We start from the raw sequence: 16,659 nt of genomic DNA, 5'->3' as shown, positions 1-16,659 counted from the left end.
ATTTTGCTTTAGTAGGTGCTACTATTGTCCTTCAAACCTTTAATAATAGCAATCCCTGCGCTTGCACCAATTCGCGTTGCACCTGCATTAATCATCGCAATGGCGGTTTCAGTATCACGTACCCCACCAGAGGCTTTCACACCTAATTTTTCACCAACGGTTTTACGCATAAGTGCGATGTCTTCTACAGTTGCGCCACCTTTATTAAAGCCTGTAGAGGTTTTCACAAAGCCTACATTGAGATCTCGACAAATTTCACAGGCTTTAACGATTTCTTCTTTGGTGAGTAAGCAAGTTTCTAAAATTACTTTTAAGGTAACGCCTTGGCAAGCTTCTAAAACAGTTTGGATGTCAGCTCTTACATCGTCCCATTTATTGGATTTGATCCAGCCAACATTAATCACCATATCCACTTCTTCCGCACCTTCTGCAATAGATTGTTGTGCTTCAAAGGCTTTTACTGAAGGTAAATTTGCACCAAGAGGGAAACCTACAACTGTGCAGATTTTCACATTTGTATTCTGAAGTTTTTGTTTTGCAAGAGGAATGTAAGCTGAATTTATGCAGACAGAGAAGAAATGATTGTCAATGGCCTCTTGGCATAATTGTAGGATGTCTGCTTCTGTTTTCTCTGCTGTTAAAGCAGTATGGTCAATGAATTGTGCAATTTGACTTGCTTGCATAGTAATGTCTCCTTAAAACGAGTTGAGATGATTTATTTTAACTTTTTTATATGATACATCAAAAAAATTTTAAAACTGTGATGAATGTCACTTTTTTAACATTTTGTTTGAATTATACTAAAAACATCCAATAATTGTTCTAATTATAACATTATTAATCGAGGAGGTATGTATGGATATTGCTGTTATTGGTTCTAACATGGTGGATCTTATTGCTTATATCAATGAGATGCCAAAAATGGGAGAAACACTAGAAGCTCCTGATTTCAAAATGGGCTGTGGCGGTAAAGGCGCGAATCAAGCTATTGCAGCGGCTAAATTGGGTGCATCGGTTATGATGATGACAAAAGTCGGTGATGATATTTTTGCTGACAACACCATTCGTAATTTTCAACACTATGGCGTAGATACAGAATTTGTTGAAAAAGTACCAGGCGTATCAAGTGGTGTGGCACCTATTTTTGTTGATCAGTCTTCACAAAACCGCATTTTAATTATTAAGGGTGCTAATTCTCATTTAAAACCTGCTGACATTGATCGTGCAGAAGCGCGGTTAAAAAATTGTAAGTTATTTATTTTACAATTGGAAATTCCATTAGAAACGGTCTATTACGCAATTGATTTTGCCAATAAACATCATATTCCAGTCATTTTAAATCCAGCACCAGCAAGCAAAGAATTAGATATTGATTACGCTTGTAAGTGTGATTTCTTTATGCCAAATGAAACTGAGCTAGAAATTTTAACAGGCATGCCGGTACAAACAATGGAGCAAATTCAAGCGGCAGCGAATAGCCTATTATCAAAAGGCTTGAAAAATCTCATTGTGACATTGGGTGAAAAAGGTTCTGTTTGGTTGCGCGGAAACGAAGTAACACATATTGCACCACATAAAGTGAATGCGATTGATACCAGTGGTGCCGGTGATGCCTTTATTGGTTGCTTCTCTCGCTACTATATTGCAACGGGCGATGTTGAGAAATCAATGCAAATGGCTTCGCTTTATTCAGCTTATAGCGTAACCGGTCAAGGAACGCAATCCTCTTATCCTAATAAAGAAGAATTTGAGAAATTCCAAAAAACAGCACAATAAATGAAGGAGCATATCATGAAAGATATACAACAAATGCCAGATGGCTATCTTAATAAGACCCCTATTTTTCAATTTATTTTATTGTCTTGCTTATTTCCATTATGGGGAGCCGCAGCAAGTTTGAATGATATTTTAATTACACAATTTAAGAGCGTATTCACATTAAGTGATTTTGCTAGCGCCTTAGTACAAAGTGCGTTTTATGGAGGTTATTTCTTAATTGCAATTCCTGCGTCTTTAGTTATTAAGAAAACAAGCTATAAGATTGCCATTTTGATTGGTTTAACGCTATATATTGCAGGTTGTTCAATGTTCTATCCTGCTTCTCATATGGCAACTTATACCATGTTCTTAGCCGCTATTTTCTCTATCGCTATTGGTTTAAGTTTCTTAGAAACATCTGCGAACACATATAGTTCAATGATTGGTCATAAGGATTACGCTACATTACGTTTGAATATTAGCCAAACATTCTACCCAATTGGTGCGATTGCAGGGATTTTATTAGGTAAATATTTAATTTTCCAAGAAGGTGCAAGCCTTGAAGAACAAATGGCAGGAATGACGCCAGAACAAATCCATAATTTCAAACTTTCAATGTTAGAGCATACATTACAGCCATATAAGTATCTGATTTTTGTATTAATTGCCGTAACCATTTTATTCTTAGTTACACAATTCCCGAAATGTAAAGTAGCAAATGCGGGTAACGCCAAATCAGAAGTTAAATTTACTGATACATTAAAATATTTAGCAGGTAATTCAGCCTTTAAGAAAGGAATTGTGGCTCAATTCTTGTATGTTGGTATGCAAGTTGCAGTGTGGTCATTCACTATTCGTCTAGCATTAAATTTAAGTGATATGAATGAGCGTGATGCGTCTAACTTCATGGTGTACAGTTTCATTGGTTTCTTTGTTGGTAAATTTATTGCTAACTTCTTAATGACCAAATTCAAATCTGATTTAGTATTACTTTGGTATTCTATTTTAGGTGTTATTACGCTTGGTTATACGGCTTTTGTGCATGATTTCTCTGCTGTTTATGCTGCTATTTTTGCTAGCGTTTTATTTGGGCCATGCTGGGCGACAATTTATGCTTCCGTATTAGGTACCGTATCACAAGAACATCGTGAAGTGGGTGGCGCAGTAGTTGTTATGTCTATCATTGGTGCAGCAGTTGTTCCAGCAATTCATGGTTATGTATCAGATTCTGTTGGTTCACTTCAATTAGCCTTTGTTGTGCCATTATTATGCTTTGCCTATGTAGGTTATTATTTCTACGGCAAATTAAAAAATAACGCTTAATGAGGAGGGATAAGATGAAAAGTTATATTTATCTCTGTAAAGAACAGTTTAGTGAGAAAGAACGTGTTATTTTTAAAAATGACAAGCTAAGTGCGGTGAGTTTTAAATATGATTCAGGGATAGAAGCAATCAAACTAATTAATAGCAAAGGTTTTATCACTGTACTACCTTTTTATGGACAAATTATTTGGGATGCTGAATTTAATGGGCAAACCCTGAAAATGAAAAATATGTTCAGCGAGCCTAAACAGGGATCCGTTATTATTGATACTTATGGTTGCTTTGCCTTCCACTCTGGATTAATTCGCAATGGTTGCCCTAGCCCTGAAGATGATCATCCTTTACATGGCGAAATGCCATGTGCTGCGATGGATAAAATTTGGTTAGTTATTGATGAAGATTCATTAGGTGTAGGTGGTCAGGTTGAGTATGTAAAAGGATTTGGTGACCATTATTTAGCTGAACCAGAAGTTGTTTTAAAAGCGGACAGTTCATTATTTGATATCAATATGAAAGTGACCAATTTGGCAAGCGTAGAAATGCCATTACAATATATGTGTCACATGAATTATTGTTATGAACATGGTGCAACATTTAGCCAAAATATTCCTGATAGTGCGGTGCAATTACGCCAAACTATTCCTGGTCATGTTAAACCAACACCAGAGTGGTTAGCCTTCAATGAGCAGATTAATCAAGGAAAATATCGCCTTGATGCATTGGAAAATGATGAGCTATATAATCCAGAAATTGTGTTCTTTATGGATAATTTGCAACAATATCAAGAGAACTTGGAATATCGTATGCATTCTCCAAAAGGTCATAATTATTTGGCGAAATTCTCATCAAGTCAATTTAATTATGCGACACGTTGGATTTTATATAATGCTGATCAACAAGTAGGTGCTTTTGTTTTACCAGCAACCTGTCGCCCAGAGGGCTATCTTGCTGCTGAAAAATCAGGGGCTTTAATTAAATTACAACCTCATGAAACAAGACACTTTACTGTGACAACAGGTATTGAGGAATAACTTAAATCCTCATCGGATTTCTAATAGAAAGTGCGGTGTTTTTAACCGCACTTTTTGTTTGTTCAATACTATATCTAGTGGTTGTTGATATAAAAACACCATATATATGCCAAAAAATATTTTTCGTTATAAATCAATTGTCTAATACCTATCTACTGGAATAATGCGTTGTCAAGTCTTGTTCATCAACTTTTTTTTACCTAAAATAATGCCCATTTACAGCTCAAAATAAGTGAACGCCTATGTCCAGAAATATTTTTGAAAAACGCTTAAACATTAAGCCTTATGAGTACCCTGAGTTGCTTGAGTTTAAGGATGCGATTCGTCATTCTTATTGGCTACATACGGAATTTAATTTCACTGGTGATATTCAAGATTATCGTACAACGATTAATGATCATGAACGTCATGTGTTAACCCGAGCTATGCTAGCGATTTCGCAAGTAGAAGTGAATGTAAAACGTTTCTGGGGCGAACTTTATCGCTATTTCCCAAAACCAGAAATGGATGATGTAGGTGGTACATTCGCAGAATCAGAAGTTCGTCATAAAGATGCGTATTCTTTCTTGTTGGAGAAGTTGGGTTTAAACGATATGTTTGCTCAAATTCAAGACATTGAGCCATTAATGAACCGTATTCGTTATATGGAAAGCTTTATGCGCGATAAAGACGCAGGCAAGGGCGAATTTGTTTTATCACTTGTTCTTTTCTCTTTATTTGTTGAGCATATTTCTTTGTTTGGCCAATTCTTAATTATGATGTCTTTTAATAAGCATAAAAACTTGTTTAAAGGTATTTCTAATGCGGTGGAAGCAACCTCTAAAGAAGAAGAAATTCATGGTCGTTTTGGTATCGCGTTATATGAAATTTTACGTGACGAACACCCAGATTTATTTGATGATCAATTCTTTGCTGAATTAAAACAACTTTCTGATCAAGCATTTGAAGCAGAGTGCGGTATTTTAGATTGGATTTTTGAAGGTGGCGATTTGAGCTTTATCAGTAAGGAAACGGTAGCGAATTATATTAAGAGTCGTTATAACAATTCTTTAATGATCTTAGGATTGGAACCGCCACATGATATCAATCCGACTTTATTAAAAGAAACCGAGTGGTTTGATATTGAAATTCTGTCCACTAAAGAAACAGATTTCTTTAACAAACGTAGTACCGATTATAGTAAAAAAATGAAACAGATTACCGCCGATGACTTATTCTAATGCTTACCATCAGCCAAAGCTCTTCGACCTTGGCTACACCAATACAAATCGTCCTGACTTTGAATGGTTAAATGACGATAGTCGTTTATTTTTACAACGTGGATACTTATTAGAAGGAACCACCGCGTTAGACCGTATTCGTTTTATTGCAGAACATGCTGAACGTCGATTAGGCATAGAAGGTTTTGCAGATAAATTCTACTATTATATGGGGCGTGGTTATTTCTCTCTTTCTTCACCTATTTGGTCTAACTTTGGTTTAGATCGCGGTTTACCGATTTCTTGTTTTGGTAGCTATATTGGCGATTCCATTTTTAATATTATGGAAACAACAGCTGAAGTTGGCATGATGAGCAAAATTGGTGGTGGTACGTCGGCTTATTTTGGTGATATCCGTCCACGTGGTTCGGCAATTAAAAATAATGGTAAGTCTGACGGTTCATTTAATTTCACGAAATTATTTGATACGGTAATTGATGTTATCTCGCAAGGAACATCACGCAAAGGTCAATTTGCGGGTTATATTGATATTGAACATGGCGATATTGATGAATGGTTAGATATTCATACTGAAGGTAACCCAATCCAATTAATGTATTACGGTGTATGTGTAGGACATGATTGGCTAGAAAGCATGAAAGCCGGCGATCCTTACAAACGTCAGATTTGGGCGAAATTATTACAACGTAAAACAGAAACAGGTATCCCTTATCTGTTCTTTAAAGATAATGCGAACGCAGGTCGTCCAGATGTGTACAAAGATAAAAATATGGTGGTTCATGCCTCAAATCTTTGTACTGAAATTATGTTGCCAGCAAGTGCAGATGAAAGTTTCGTTTGTTGTTTATCTTCAATGAATTTACTTTATTTTGATGAGTGGAAAGACACAGATGCACCAGAAGTATTAACTTATTTCTTGGATGTTGTGATGACTGAATTCATCGAGAAAAGTAATGATATTCCATTCTTAAATAAAGCCAATAAGTTTGCGAGAAGACACCGCGCTTTAGGCTTAGGGGTATTGGGATGGCATAGCTATTTGCAAGCAAATGGCATCGCATTCGATAGCTTTGAAGCCATGCAGAAAAACAACTTAGTGTTCAAAACATTACAAGAAAAAACCCTTGCTGCTTCACAGGATTTAGCGAAGCGTTTTGGTGAACCTGAATTGTTAAAAGGTTATGGTCGCCGTAATACGACTTTAATGAGTATTGCACCGACGAAATCTTCTTCCTTTATTTTAGGCAGCGTTTCGCCTTCGGTGGAACCGTTCAAATCAAATTACTATGTAAAAGATTTGGCGAAAATTAAAACGGTTTATAAAAATCCATTCTTGGAAAAATTATTACAAGAGAAAGGATTAGATCGTGAGGAAATTTGGGAAAGTATTTTACACAACGATGGCTCTGTTCAGCATTTAGAACAATTAAGTGCAGAAGAAAAAGATGTGTTTAAAACCTTCTCTGAAATTAGCCAATTAAGTGTGATTCAACAAGCCGCACAGCGTCAACGTTATATTGACCAAGGGCAAAGTATCAATATTATGATACATCCATCTACCCCAGCACGTGACTTGAACCAGTTATACTTAACCGCGGAAGAATTAGGATTAAAATCCATTTACTACCAATATTCAATGAGTGCAGCACAGGTATTTAACCGTAACCTATTGAGTACTTGTTCAAGCTGTGAAGGGTAATTCTTATTCCCCGTTTAAAAGCCTTATCTGTGAAGATAAGGCTTTTTTGTTGGTTAAAGTGCGGTGGAATTTTAATGAGATTTCACTTTTGTGATATAGCTCATGGTTTCTACGATGAGTTTATAGTACAGTAAAAATAGTCATTCTAACTGGTAAGGAGAGAGGTATGAGTAGTAAAGATAATGTCAGTCTAAAAACACTGATTATTGGTACTTTATCATTATTATGTGCCGTTGTTTTCTTTGGTGGTTTTGCTAAAGAAATTTTTGGCGGTATTTTTGATTTTGGTAAGTTAACGGGCCATTTCCCTGAGTGGTTAAAAACATCTGGTGGTACCAGTGCTAAAGGAGGATTTCTTTTTGCATTGACCTTAGTACCTAGTGTGATGCTTGCGTTAGGTTTCGTTGCCATCTTCGAACATTATGGTGCATTAATTGCTGCATCTAAGTGGTTAAGCCCAATTTTGAAACCATTAGTTGGTATTCCAGGTGTATGTTCTATTTCATTGATCGCAAGTACGCAAAGTACTGATGCAGGAAGTTCTACCACTAAATTTTTACGTAATGAAGGGCAAATTACACATAAAGAATTATTAATTTTTGCAGCCTTTCAATTTAGTGCTGGTGCATTCTTAACGAACTTTCTAGCTTCTTTTGCGCCATTACTTTTACTCACTGATAAGGCAAATAATTCTGTACCTATGTCCATTGCTATGTGCTTAGGGGTGATTTTCTTATTTAAAGTGTTTGGTGCAAATTTAATGCGTTTGTATGTGAGTAAATTCGTTAAAGATGATGAGGTGGAAGTATGAGTAATGTAACAACTGAAAAGAAATTGATCACAGATATCTTTGTTGAAGGTGCTAGAAAAGGTTGGAATATTGCGATTCATAGTACCATTCCTAATGTGATCATGGCTTTTGTCATCATCTATATTTTAAATGCTTCAGGTTTATTAAAATTACTTGGTGAATATATTGGCTTTATTATGGCACCTTTGGGATTGCCAGGTGAGTCTATTGCGGTATTTCTAGCTGCATTTTTGAGTTGGGGTGGTTCTGCGGGGGTATTAGTTGCCTTATTACAAGAAGGTACACTAAATGCACATCATGTTGCTATTTTATTACCTGGCATGGCATTAGTTGGCTCCACAGTACAATATATGGGACGGGTATTAGGCGTGTTGGGTGTGCCAGGCAAACATTATCTCGTTCTATTTGGTATTTGTATTGTGAACGCTTATTTAGCAATGTTATTAATGCGTTTTATTCTTTAGGAGGACACAATGAAACAGCAACAATTAGATGGTTTCCTTGCAGAATTAAAACAGCTTACTGATATTGAAAGTCCAACTTCATCTATTGAAGGCGTTAATTTAGTTGCAGATTGGTTTATTAATAAAGCAAATCAACTCGGATTATCTCATACGAGAATTTCGATGGAGACAGATAAGGTTGCAGATTGCTTAGTCATTAGTAACAACCTAGATGCAGAAAAATTTGATATTTTATTTGTTGCGCATATGGATACAGTGTTTCCTGTAGGATATGGAAAAGATGTGCCGTTTACTCAACAAGGCAATCATATCAATGCATTAGGTATTATTGATGATAAAGCTGGGGCGTTATTGTCTTTCTATATTCTGCAAGAATTAGACTTAACAAAATTCAATATTGCGATTTTCCTTAATTCCCATGAAGAAACATCTTCTACTTATGCGAAAGAAAGCATTCGTGAATATGCACGTAAATCTAAATATTGTTTTGTTATGGAGCCTGCTCGAGAAGATGGTTCAATGGTTGCAACGCGTAAAGGCATGGTGAGCTATCAAATAGATTTTCATGGCGTTGCAGCGCATGCAGGCAACAACCCAGAGAGAGGTCGTTCAGCTTTAGTTGAAGCTGCGAACTTTATTGTTGAGTTCTCCAAATTGAATGACTTTTCTGTCGGACATACATTCAATTGCGTGATGAACCATGGTGGAACCGCACATAATGTTATCGCAGACTTTGCTTCACTAACCATTGAAATGCGTTATGTTCAACCTTCTTCAGCTGCCTATTTTGAACAACAGCTAGATCGTGTGTTGAATCATCCTTTTGTAGAAGGGGTTACCCATAAGCGAATCCTTCTCAATGATGAAGCACCAATGATAGATTTGGTGCATTTGCCAAAAATCAAGATGCTCTTTGATGAAGCGGGTCGAGAACTTAATGTGCCTATAAAATGGGTTGATGCAGGTGGATTGAGTGACGGAAACATTGCTGCTTCTGCCGGTTGCCCGACTATTGATGGGCTTGGACCAACAGGTGGAAATATGCATGTTAAAACGGAATATTTAGTTGTCGATTCTGTTGTGCCTAAATGTAATTTGGTGTTAGCTGTCATCAAGAAATTATTTGCTTAATAAAACTATCTAAAAAAACACCGTACTTTGATCCCAAAAAGTGCGGTGTTTTTCTTGCTACTTTTTCACTTTCGTGAACAAAAAGCCATAAGCTAGCCCAGTTATTAAGCCTGCAATATGGGCAGCGTTACCAACAGCTACGTCGATTAATGGGGCGGCAAAACCAAATAAAATTCCAACGATGATCATGGTAAAAAAGCCTTCTGGCAGGTCAAATTGAGTATGAGGATTGAGTTTATCTACGATAAATACGAAGCCCATTACAGCATACACCACGCCAGATAACCCAAAGAACAAAGGGCCACTTGCCCAATTCTGTGCGAAACCACTGATGATTGCGGATAAAAAATAAAGTATCACAAGACTGAAGGTGCCAAATTTTTTCTCAATGGCTCCACCAAATAACCACCACCAACTGAGATTAAAACCAATATGCATAATACTCAGGTGAATAAGCGTATGGCTGAAATAGCGCCAATAATCCTGCTGTTCATTGTAATCAATAGGAAAGTTAAAGAAGTTGATTAAAACATCAAAATCAATCAAGTGGCTGAAAATAAATAAAATGCCGCAAAGTGCGGTAATAAATAGGGTAAATTTAGGTGGATGACTTCTAAAAATGGATAGCATTTGTTATATTCCTTTCATAATTCAGTCACATTAATATGGGGATTAAAATGGAAAATGGAAGTTTGCCCGAAGGTTTTAGCCGATTTAGTTGGATCATTGCGGGTTTTTGTTCACCGATTTTATTATGGCCTTTAGCCTTGTTACTTTCGCCAGCTATATTGGAAAATCCAAATTTAACCGAATTGCAACGCACTTTTATGTCCTTTTCAATGTGGTTTTATCCCTTTGTGTTGGGACTTATTGCTCGAATGAGTTTTAAAATTCAACCAACTCAACCAAGGCTAGCAAAACGAATCTTAATCATAAGTGCGGTGATTTTTATTGCAGTTTTTCTTTACATCGCATTATATGGATTTTAAAAAAGGCTTCCAATTGGAAGCCTTTCTTGTTATGGAAATTCACGTTCAATAGGAAGGTTTGCACGTTCCCAGGCTTCAAAGCCACCTTCAACGCTATAGACTTGTTCGTAACCCTGTTCAATTAAAAACGCACCAACATTGCGGCTGCTTACGCCATGGTAGCACATCACGATCACTGGTTGGTCATAATCATATTCATCTTGGAAAATACCATAGCTTTGGTTGGTTAAATGAAAAGCCTCTTGCGCGTGGCTTTGGCGATAACGCGGGAGATCGCGAATATCTAATAAGGCGCAATCTTCTTGCTGCATTAAATCCCAAGCTTGCTGTGGGCTAATTTCGATTAATTGTGTCATTGGATGTTGTTCCTTTTAAAATAGCTAATTTTTCCGTATTAATATCGGCATGTAATAATTCAACCTCAGGCAATGTTTTGTTGGCTTTGGCTGACAAATCTTTAAAGCGGTCAATTTTACCAAATAATCCTTGTTGACCCACCAAGGCGGTAACGGTTTCATTGTAACGCGTATTCACATTGGCAATGGTGCCGCCGAGTTTGACGAAGCGTTCTGCCAGCAAACAAACCTGATTATAAATATCGCCCGCACGTTCGCTGATTTCTCTGGCTTCTGTATTACTACGTTCAATTCGCCATAAATTTGCCACCGTACGCAAAATCGGCATGAGAGTTGTGTGGGAAACTAAAATTACATTTTCTTGATAACCAAAGTTAAACAATTCGCTGTCGGCTTTCATGGCTTCAATATAGGCTGGCTCAACGGCGACAAACATTAACACAAAATTTGGGCTACGCATACCAATAAGATTACTGTAATCTTTTTGCGATAAGTCAGCCATATGTTGACGAATGGCTTTGACATGCTCTTTTAAATATTGTTGACGCTCTGTTTCATCTTCACTACTCATTGCTTTTTCATAGGCGACCAATGACATTTTACTATCAATAATCAGTTGCTTATTGTCGGGGAGATTGATAACAAAATCAGGGTAATTGTTTCGCCCTTGCTCATCTTTAAAATGCGCTTGCGGTTGATAATGCTCGCCTGATATTAAACCTGTCAGCTGCAACGTTTTTTCTAACTGAATTTCTCCCCAATTGCCCAAGGTTTTCTTCTCACCTTTTAATGCTGACGCCAGATTATTAGCTTCTTGCGACATGGATAAACCAATCTCTAACACTTTCTTAATTTCTGCTTCGAGCCCTGCATTGCCTTTCACATTTTCTGAATGGATTTCATTCACGCGTTTTTGAAAACCTTCTATTTGTTCGCGGAAAGGTTTAAGCAACGCATCCAAACTGGCTTGATTCGTTTGATTAAAGGATTGCGCTTTTTCCTCTAATATGCGATTGGCTAGATTCTGGAATTCAGTGCTAAGTAGTTGTTTACTTTGTAAAAATTGCTGTTGTTGCTCTGCAAAACTTTTTTCTTTTTCTGATAAAGTAATTTTAAATGCAGTCACTTGCTGCTGAAGTGCGGTTAAATTTAGCTGCGTTTTTTCTAAGTCGTTTGTTTTTTGTTTGATCAGTTCATCGCGTTCTGTGATCTCATTTTGTAAATATTCAAGGCGAGTTTGCGACTGAACAATGGCTAAATCTTGTTGATTTTTAATGATATTGATCTGATCAAATTTTTCGACTAATGCATTGTAATCTAAAATGTTTTTATTTAAATCCTGTTGTAGCTCCGTTACATCTCGGTTACGGCGTGCTAGCAAGAAAATCAAAATGAAACATAACAATGCGAAGAAAAGTGCGGTTAAAAAATAAGGATTTTGTAACAGTGCCTGCATAGTGAATTCCTTGTGAAAATAGGTGGCTAGTATAAACGAAAATGCGTAAAATCAGGCAGTATATAGGTAAATTTTCTTATTTTAGTGGCAACAGTGGCGATGAAAGAACAACTTTTTCATTATAAAAAACAGCAAGAAAACTGCCCACAATGTGGGGCCAGTTTGGTTATTAAGCAAGGCAAAAAGGGCTTGTTTTTAGGTTGTTCTACATTCCCTGATTGCGATTATCTCAAGCCATTACAACCTCATCATGAAAGCAAAGTGTTAAAAGAGCTACAGGAGGTTTGTCCTGAATGTGGCAATTTATTGCAAGTAAAACAAGGACATTTTGGGATTTTCATTGGCTGTAGCGCCTATCCTGATTGTCATTTTATTGTGCAAGATGAGGTAGAGCAATCCGGCGATCAACAATTTATGTGCCCTGAATGTCAAGAGGGCGAGTTAGTGGCGCGTCAAGGACGACAAGGTAAAACTTTCTATGCTTGCAACCGATTTCCACAATGTAAATTTACCTTACCCAGCCAGCCCTACAAAATTTGTTGTGAAAAGTGCGGTGGAAATTTGGCGAGTTTAAAGAAAAGCACTGCCACCCATTTGTTGTTAGTTTGTGCTAACAAAGCTTGTAAACATCAATTTGAGATCGCCAAATAATTATTCTGGGATGCCTCGTAGCATTGGGATGGGGCGATAAGGACTGATATTTGTTGGAGCAGGTAAATCGCTAAACAAGAGAATAAATGGTTTTGTTGGCACCACTTTTTCATTACGCCATAAACTGCCCATGCCAACTAGCTGAATATCATTAGGTAATTGACGTAATCCTGCCTGTAAAACCGCAACGGTGTTTTTTCGTGGATGTCCGATAACAATCGCGGTGCCATGTTTACGCGCATATTGTAAGCTAAGTTGGAATTGTCGTTGAACATCGGCAAAGTTATCACTATCATCGAGGAAAATGTGGCGATCTAAGGCATTCACACCTTGCTCTTTTGCTACTTTTCCCGCCACGCTAGAACCTATGGTGCGGCTATCTAAGAAAAATAAGCCTTGCTGACGTAAACTTTGCATTAAGTATGTCATAAGTTGATTGTCAGAAGTCGCTGCACTGCCCATGTGGTTATTTAAACCAATGGCGGCAGAAACGATTTGTTTGGCATTATTCACACGTTGTGCCACCTGTTGCGCAGACATGCCTAAGGTCAATCCACCTTCTTCAATTTTTATTTTTTGACGAGGCTGCATGGGCAGATGAATCAGAACATCTCTGCTTTGTTCTTTGGCTTGCTGATTACGTTGTTTGGCATAAGGAGCAACTGGAATGATCGCCACAGAAATTTCTTTCGGTAACGCATAAATCGCTGCGTCTTCTTTCGGATGATAGCCAATATCGTCGATCACAATGGCTAACTTAGCGGGTTGTGCTTGTAGATTTAGCGTGAAAAGCGCGGTACAAAAAAAGAGGATTTTTTTAACCGCACTTAAAAGACAACGGCATTTCATGTTATTGCAACCAACTCATTGGATTAACCGCATTACCTTGGCGGCGAATTTCGAAATAAAGTGCGGAACGATTTTGTCCGCCGCTATTGCCCACTTCCGCGATTTTCTGCCTGCCATTAACTAAACTTCCCGCTTTGACGAACACAGCTTGGTTGTAACCATATAAGGACATATAGCCTTTGCCATGATCAATCACCACAACTTGACCATAACCACTTAACCAACTAGACAGAATAACGCGTCCTGCAGCGATGGACTTCACTGCTGTGCCAGCGCTAGCGGAAATTACAATGCCTTTCCATTTGACTTCACCCACTTGGGTTGAACCAAAACTATGCAGAATTTTTCCAGCCACAGGGCGAGGATATTTACCACTTAATCCAGCACCTGAACGTAATAATTTTTTCTCTTGTTCCGTTGGTTGATAGACGGTATTAGTGCGTTTTTCTTCAGCTTGTTTTTTCTGAGTTAACTGCTCACGTTCTTGTTTTTCTTGCTGCGCCGCAGCTTGTGCTGCTCGTTGAATTTCATTGCGCAACGCATTTTCATTTGCTTTTAAAGTGTCTAATTTATTTTGATCACGCTCTAACGTTTTACTTAATTTATTTAACGTACTTTGGCGTTCATTTTTTGCTTTTTGTAGCTCTTGTTGTTGTTTTTTATGTTCGGAGAGCTGTGTTTGTTGCTCTTTTTGTTGTCCTGACAAATAGGCTTTTTGTTGTTCTAATTGCGCTCTTGTTGCCTTTAATTCATCAATTAATTGTAGGCGTGTTTGATTCATATGCTTGGCATACATCATCATGCGATCATTATTTTTCGCATCCTCTGATAATAAATGCTCAATAACGGAATTAGGATTGCCTGCGCGATAAAGCACATCTAATTGTTTGGCGAGTTTTTCTTTCTGTGATTTTTGTTGTTGCTGTAAACGTTGAATTTGGCGCGTGGTTTCTGCAATGATTTTCTTGGTTTCTTTTAAACTGGTTTCCGTTTCTCGCAATACGCCAACGACATCGTTAATTTTGTTTTCTTGGGATTTTAAAGTGGATTGCAATTTATTTTGTTCGCGTTTTTGTTCCGCAATTTTTTGTTCTTGCTGTTTAATTTGTTGCTGGATCTTCTGCAAATCACTGGCTTGACTAGAAAGCGACAAGAGTAACGCACCACAACAAAGTGCGGTGTATTTTATGAATTTTTTGACAGAGAAAGGCTGCAACATACTTTTGTAATCCAAATCAATTTTGAGCTAAATATACCATTATTTTTGCGAAAGATCAGGAAACATTGGCTTTTTACTTTTAAATCCAGAGGAATTTTGTTATAAAGTGCGGAGAGATTTTGTTTATTTTTAATTAATGAGGAGTTCCTTATGCAATTAGTTTTTATCCGTCATGGTTTCAGTGAATGGAACGCAAAAAACTTATTTACAGGTTGGCGTGATGTTAACTTAACAGAACGTGGTATCGAAGAAGCAAAAGCCGCTGGTAAAAAATTACTTGAAGCTGGTTTCGAATTTGATATTGCTTTCACTTCTGTGTTAACTCGTGCAATCAAAACTTGTAACATCGTGTTAGAAGAATCTAACCAATTATGGATTCCACAAGTAAAAAACTGGCGTTTAAATGAACGTCACTACGGTAAATTACAAGGCTTAGATAAAAAAGCAACTGCCGAACAATATGGTGACGAACAAGTGCATATCTGGCGCCGTTCTTACGATATTTCTCCTCCAGATTTAGATCCAAAAGATCCAAACTCTGCACATAACGACCGTCGTTATGCTCACTTACCAAGCGATGTCGTGCCAAATGCAGAAAACTTAAAAATCACTCTTGAGCGTGTATTACCATTCTGGGAAGATCAAATTGCGCCAGCATTATTATCAGGTAAACGCGTGTTAGTGACTGCACATGGTAACTCATTACGTGCACTTGCAAAACACATTGAAGGTATTTCTGATGCTGACATTATGGATTTAGAAATCCCAACTGGTCAGCCATTGGTTTATGATTTAGATGACAACTTCAAAGTATTGAAAAAATATTATTTATAATTTCAGTAAGTTAAGAAAAAGTGCGGTGAAAATCACCGCACTTTTTTATTGTCATAAATTCGCTCGGGCAAAGTCGGCTGCTTCTTTGACTAAGGTTTCAGCTGGGCGAACGCCAGTATAGAGTTCAAATTGCTCAAGGGCTTGTAATACGGCAACTTCTGCCCCTGAAATACATTGTTTGCCTTGTTGTTGAGCGTATTTGATTAATGGTGTTTCCGCTGGCATAGCGACCACATCAAAAATGGTGGTAGCTCTTTCTACTAAGCTTTCAGGAAATGAAAGTTCATTTGCTTCTTTTCCACCTGCCATACCTATTGGCGTTACATTAATGAGAATATCGGCTTGTTGGTCTTCAAGCTGAGTGATATGTTGATAGCCATAAAGTGCGGTTAAATATTTGCCTGTTTTTTCATTACGCGCTAATACTGTGACTTGGTTGAATCCTGCATTTTTGAAAGCAGCAGCGACCGCTTTAGCCATGCCGCCACTGCCTCTGAGAATAACACTGGATTGGCTATTTAATTGATATTTTTCAATTAACTTTTCGATGGCAATATAATCGGTGTTATAAGCTTTTAAATAGCCATCGTTGTTGACAATGGTGTTGACTGATTCAATCGCTTTGGCTGATGTGGATAGTTCATCCAAAAAAGGAATACAGCTTTCTTTGAAAGGCATGGACACTGCACAGCCTCGAATTCCTAAAGCGCGGACACCTTTTACTGCGTGCTCGATATCCGTTGTAGTAAAAGCTTTGTAAACAAAATTTAAATCGAGTTTTTCATATAAATAGTTATGAAATCTTGTGCCAAAGTTGCTTGGTCTTGCCGCTAAGGACATACAAAGTTGTGTATCTTTATTGAGCATG

The 16,659-nt window shown here is 37.5% G+C and carries 18 protein-coding genes; 11 read left to right on the top strand and 7 right to left on the bottom strand.

Translation table 11 applies throughout. From position 1 onward, the window contains the following. Positions 1 to 8: 8 nt before the first annotated feature. Positions 9 to 683 carry a deoxyribose-phosphate aldolase gene (deoC, locus tag ACT2CV_RS09160; protein ID WP_464973345.1) on the bottom strand — a complete coding sequence of 225 codons (675 nt, stop codon included), beginning with the start codon at positions 681 to 683 and terminating at the stop codon, positions 9 to 11. A 172-nt stretch (positions 684 to 855) separates the two neighbouring features. Here deoC and rbsK point away from each other — a divergent pair, with 172 nt between their 5' ends. The 8 genes from rbsK (at position 856) to ACT2CV_RS09120 (ending at position 9,437) form a co-directional block, all read left to right on the top strand. Beyond that, positions 856 to 1,776, top strand: coding sequence for a ribokinase (gene rbsK / locus ACT2CV_RS09155; RefSeq protein WP_464973346.1), 921 nt, complete (start codon positions 856 to 858; stop codon positions 1,774 to 1,776). A 15-nt stretch (positions 1,777 to 1,791) separates the two neighbouring features. After that, positions 1,792 to 3,081, top strand: coding sequence for an L-fucose:H+ symporter permease (gene fucP / locus ACT2CV_RS09150; RefSeq protein WP_464973347.1), 1,290 nt, complete (start codon positions 1,792 to 1,794; stop codon positions 3,079 to 3,081). A 14-nt stretch (positions 3,082 to 3,095) separates the two neighbouring features. Next, positions 3,096 to 4,112, top strand: a complete 1,017-nt coding sequence (locus tag ACT2CV_RS09145; RefSeq protein ID WP_464973348.1) for an aldose 1-epimerase family protein — start codon at positions 3,096 to 3,098, stop codon at positions 4,110 to 4,112. Between the two features lie 242 nt (positions 4,113 to 4,354). Further along, positions 4,355 to 5,332 (top strand): ribonucleotide-diphosphate reductase subunit beta, encoded by a 978-nt coding sequence (locus ACT2CV_RS09140; protein WP_464973349.1) that lies wholly within the window; start codon positions 4,355 to 4,357, stop codon positions 5,330 to 5,332. Continuing rightward, positions 5,319 to 7,031 carry a ribonucleoside-diphosphate reductase subunit alpha gene (locus tag ACT2CV_RS09135; protein ID WP_464973350.1) on the top strand — a complete coding sequence of 571 codons (1,713 nt, stop codon included), beginning with the start codon at positions 5,319 to 5,321 and terminating at the stop codon, positions 7,029 to 7,031. Before ACT2CV_RS09140 ends, ACT2CV_RS09135 begins: the two co-directional genes overlap by 14 nt. Before the next feature lie 166 nt (positions 7,032 to 7,197). Further along, positions 7,198 to 7,842, top strand: a complete 645-nt coding sequence (locus ACT2CV_RS09130) for a nucleoside recognition domain-containing protein (protein ID WP_464973351.1) — start codon at positions 7,198 to 7,200, stop codon at positions 7,840 to 7,842. Continuing rightward, on the top strand, positions 7,839 to 8,306 hold the full coding sequence (locus ACT2CV_RS09125; RefSeq protein WP_464973352.1) for a YjiG family protein: 468 nt from the start codon (positions 7,839 to 7,841) through the stop codon (positions 8,304 to 8,306). The genes ACT2CV_RS09130 and ACT2CV_RS09125 overlap by 4 nt, the downstream gene beginning before the upstream one ends. Positions 8,307 to 8,315: 9 nt before the next feature. Then, on the top strand, positions 8,316 to 9,437 hold the full coding sequence (locus ACT2CV_RS09120; RefSeq protein WP_464973353.1) for a M20/M25/M40 family metallo-hydrolase: 1,122 nt from the start codon (positions 8,316 to 8,318) through the stop codon (positions 9,435 to 9,437). A 57-nt stretch (positions 9,438 to 9,494) separates the two neighbouring features. Here ACT2CV_RS09120 and ACT2CV_RS09115 read toward each other — a convergent pair whose 3' ends face one another. Beyond that, complete coding sequence (locus ACT2CV_RS09115) at positions 9,495 to 10,067, bottom strand: rhomboid family intramembrane serine protease (RefSeq protein WP_464973354.1); 573 nt, start codon at positions 10,065 to 10,067, stop codon at positions 9,495 to 9,497. A 47-nt stretch (positions 10,068 to 10,114) separates the two neighbouring features. Here ACT2CV_RS09115 and ACT2CV_RS09110 point away from each other — a divergent pair, with 47 nt between their 5' ends. After that, the gene (locus ACT2CV_RS09110; protein ID WP_464973355.1) at positions 10,115 to 10,426 is read left to right on the top strand and encodes a DUF5389 family protein; all 312 of its coding nucleotides are present in this window, start codon (positions 10,115 to 10,117) and stop codon (positions 10,424 to 10,426) included. 29 nt (positions 10,427 to 10,455) lie between these two features. Here the strand turns inward: ACT2CV_RS09110 and glpE are convergent, their stop codons facing one another. Both glpE and ACT2CV_RS09100 read right to left on the bottom strand, forming a co-directional pair. Further along, positions 10,456 to 10,782 carry a thiosulfate sulfurtransferase GlpE gene (gene glpE / locus ACT2CV_RS09105; protein ID WP_464973356.1) on the bottom strand — a complete coding sequence of 109 codons (327 nt, stop codon included), beginning with the start codon at positions 10,780 to 10,782 and terminating at the stop codon, positions 10,456 to 10,458. Next, a complete protein-coding gene (locus tag ACT2CV_RS09100) occupies positions 10,760 to 12,238 on the bottom strand; it encodes a DNA recombination protein RmuC (RefSeq protein ID WP_464973357.1) in 1,479 nt (492 codons plus the stop codon). The genes glpE and ACT2CV_RS09100 overlap by 23 nt, the downstream gene beginning before the upstream one ends. Positions 12,239 to 12,337: 99 nt before the next feature. Between ACT2CV_RS09100 and ACT2CV_RS09095 the strand changes: the two genes are divergently transcribed. After that, positions 12,338 to 12,889: a DNA topoisomerase family protein gene (locus ACT2CV_RS09095; protein ID WP_464973358.1), complete on the top strand. Its 552-nt coding sequence runs from the start codon at positions 12,338 to 12,340 to the stop codon at positions 12,887 to 12,889. On the opposite strand, the gene ACT2CV_RS09090 is transcribed toward ACT2CV_RS09095, so the two are convergent. Beyond that, positions 12,890 to 13,738, bottom strand: coding sequence for a divergent polysaccharide deacetylase family protein (locus tag ACT2CV_RS09090; protein ID WP_464973359.1), 849 nt, complete (start codon positions 13,736 to 13,738; stop codon positions 12,890 to 12,892). Position 13,739: 1 nt separating this feature from the next. Further along, positions 13,740 to 14,957 (bottom strand): murein hydrolase activator EnvC, encoded by a 1,218-nt coding sequence (envC, locus tag ACT2CV_RS09085; RefSeq protein WP_464973360.1) that lies wholly within the window; start codon positions 14,955 to 14,957, stop codon positions 13,740 to 13,742. A gap of 150 nt (positions 14,958 to 15,107) precedes the next feature. On the opposite strand from envC, the gene ACT2CV_RS09080 reads away from it, so the two are divergent. Continuing rightward, positions 15,108 to 15,791, top strand: coding sequence for a 2,3-diphosphoglycerate-dependent phosphoglycerate mutase (locus ACT2CV_RS09080; protein WP_464973361.1), 684 nt, complete (start codon positions 15,108 to 15,110; stop codon positions 15,789 to 15,791). Positions 15,792 to 15,842: 51 nt separating this feature from the next. Here the strand turns inward: ACT2CV_RS09080 and ACT2CV_RS09075 are convergent, their stop codons facing one another. Next, positions 15,843 to 16,658 carry a shikimate 5-dehydrogenase gene (locus ACT2CV_RS09075; RefSeq protein WP_464973362.1) on the bottom strand — a complete coding sequence of 272 codons (816 nt, stop codon included), beginning with the start codon at positions 16,656 to 16,658 and terminating at the stop codon, positions 15,843 to 15,845. Position 16,659 lies beyond the last annotated feature (1 nt).

This window comes from Reella acinonychis, from assembly GCF_052384575.1.
In the GTDB taxonomy this organism is placed as follows: domain Bacteria; phylum Pseudomonadota; class Gammaproteobacteria; order Enterobacterales; family Pasteurellaceae; genus JBQSUQ01.
The sequence above is the reverse complement of the archived record's forward strand: the minus strand, read 5'-3'. Positions and strand labels throughout refer to the sequence as shown.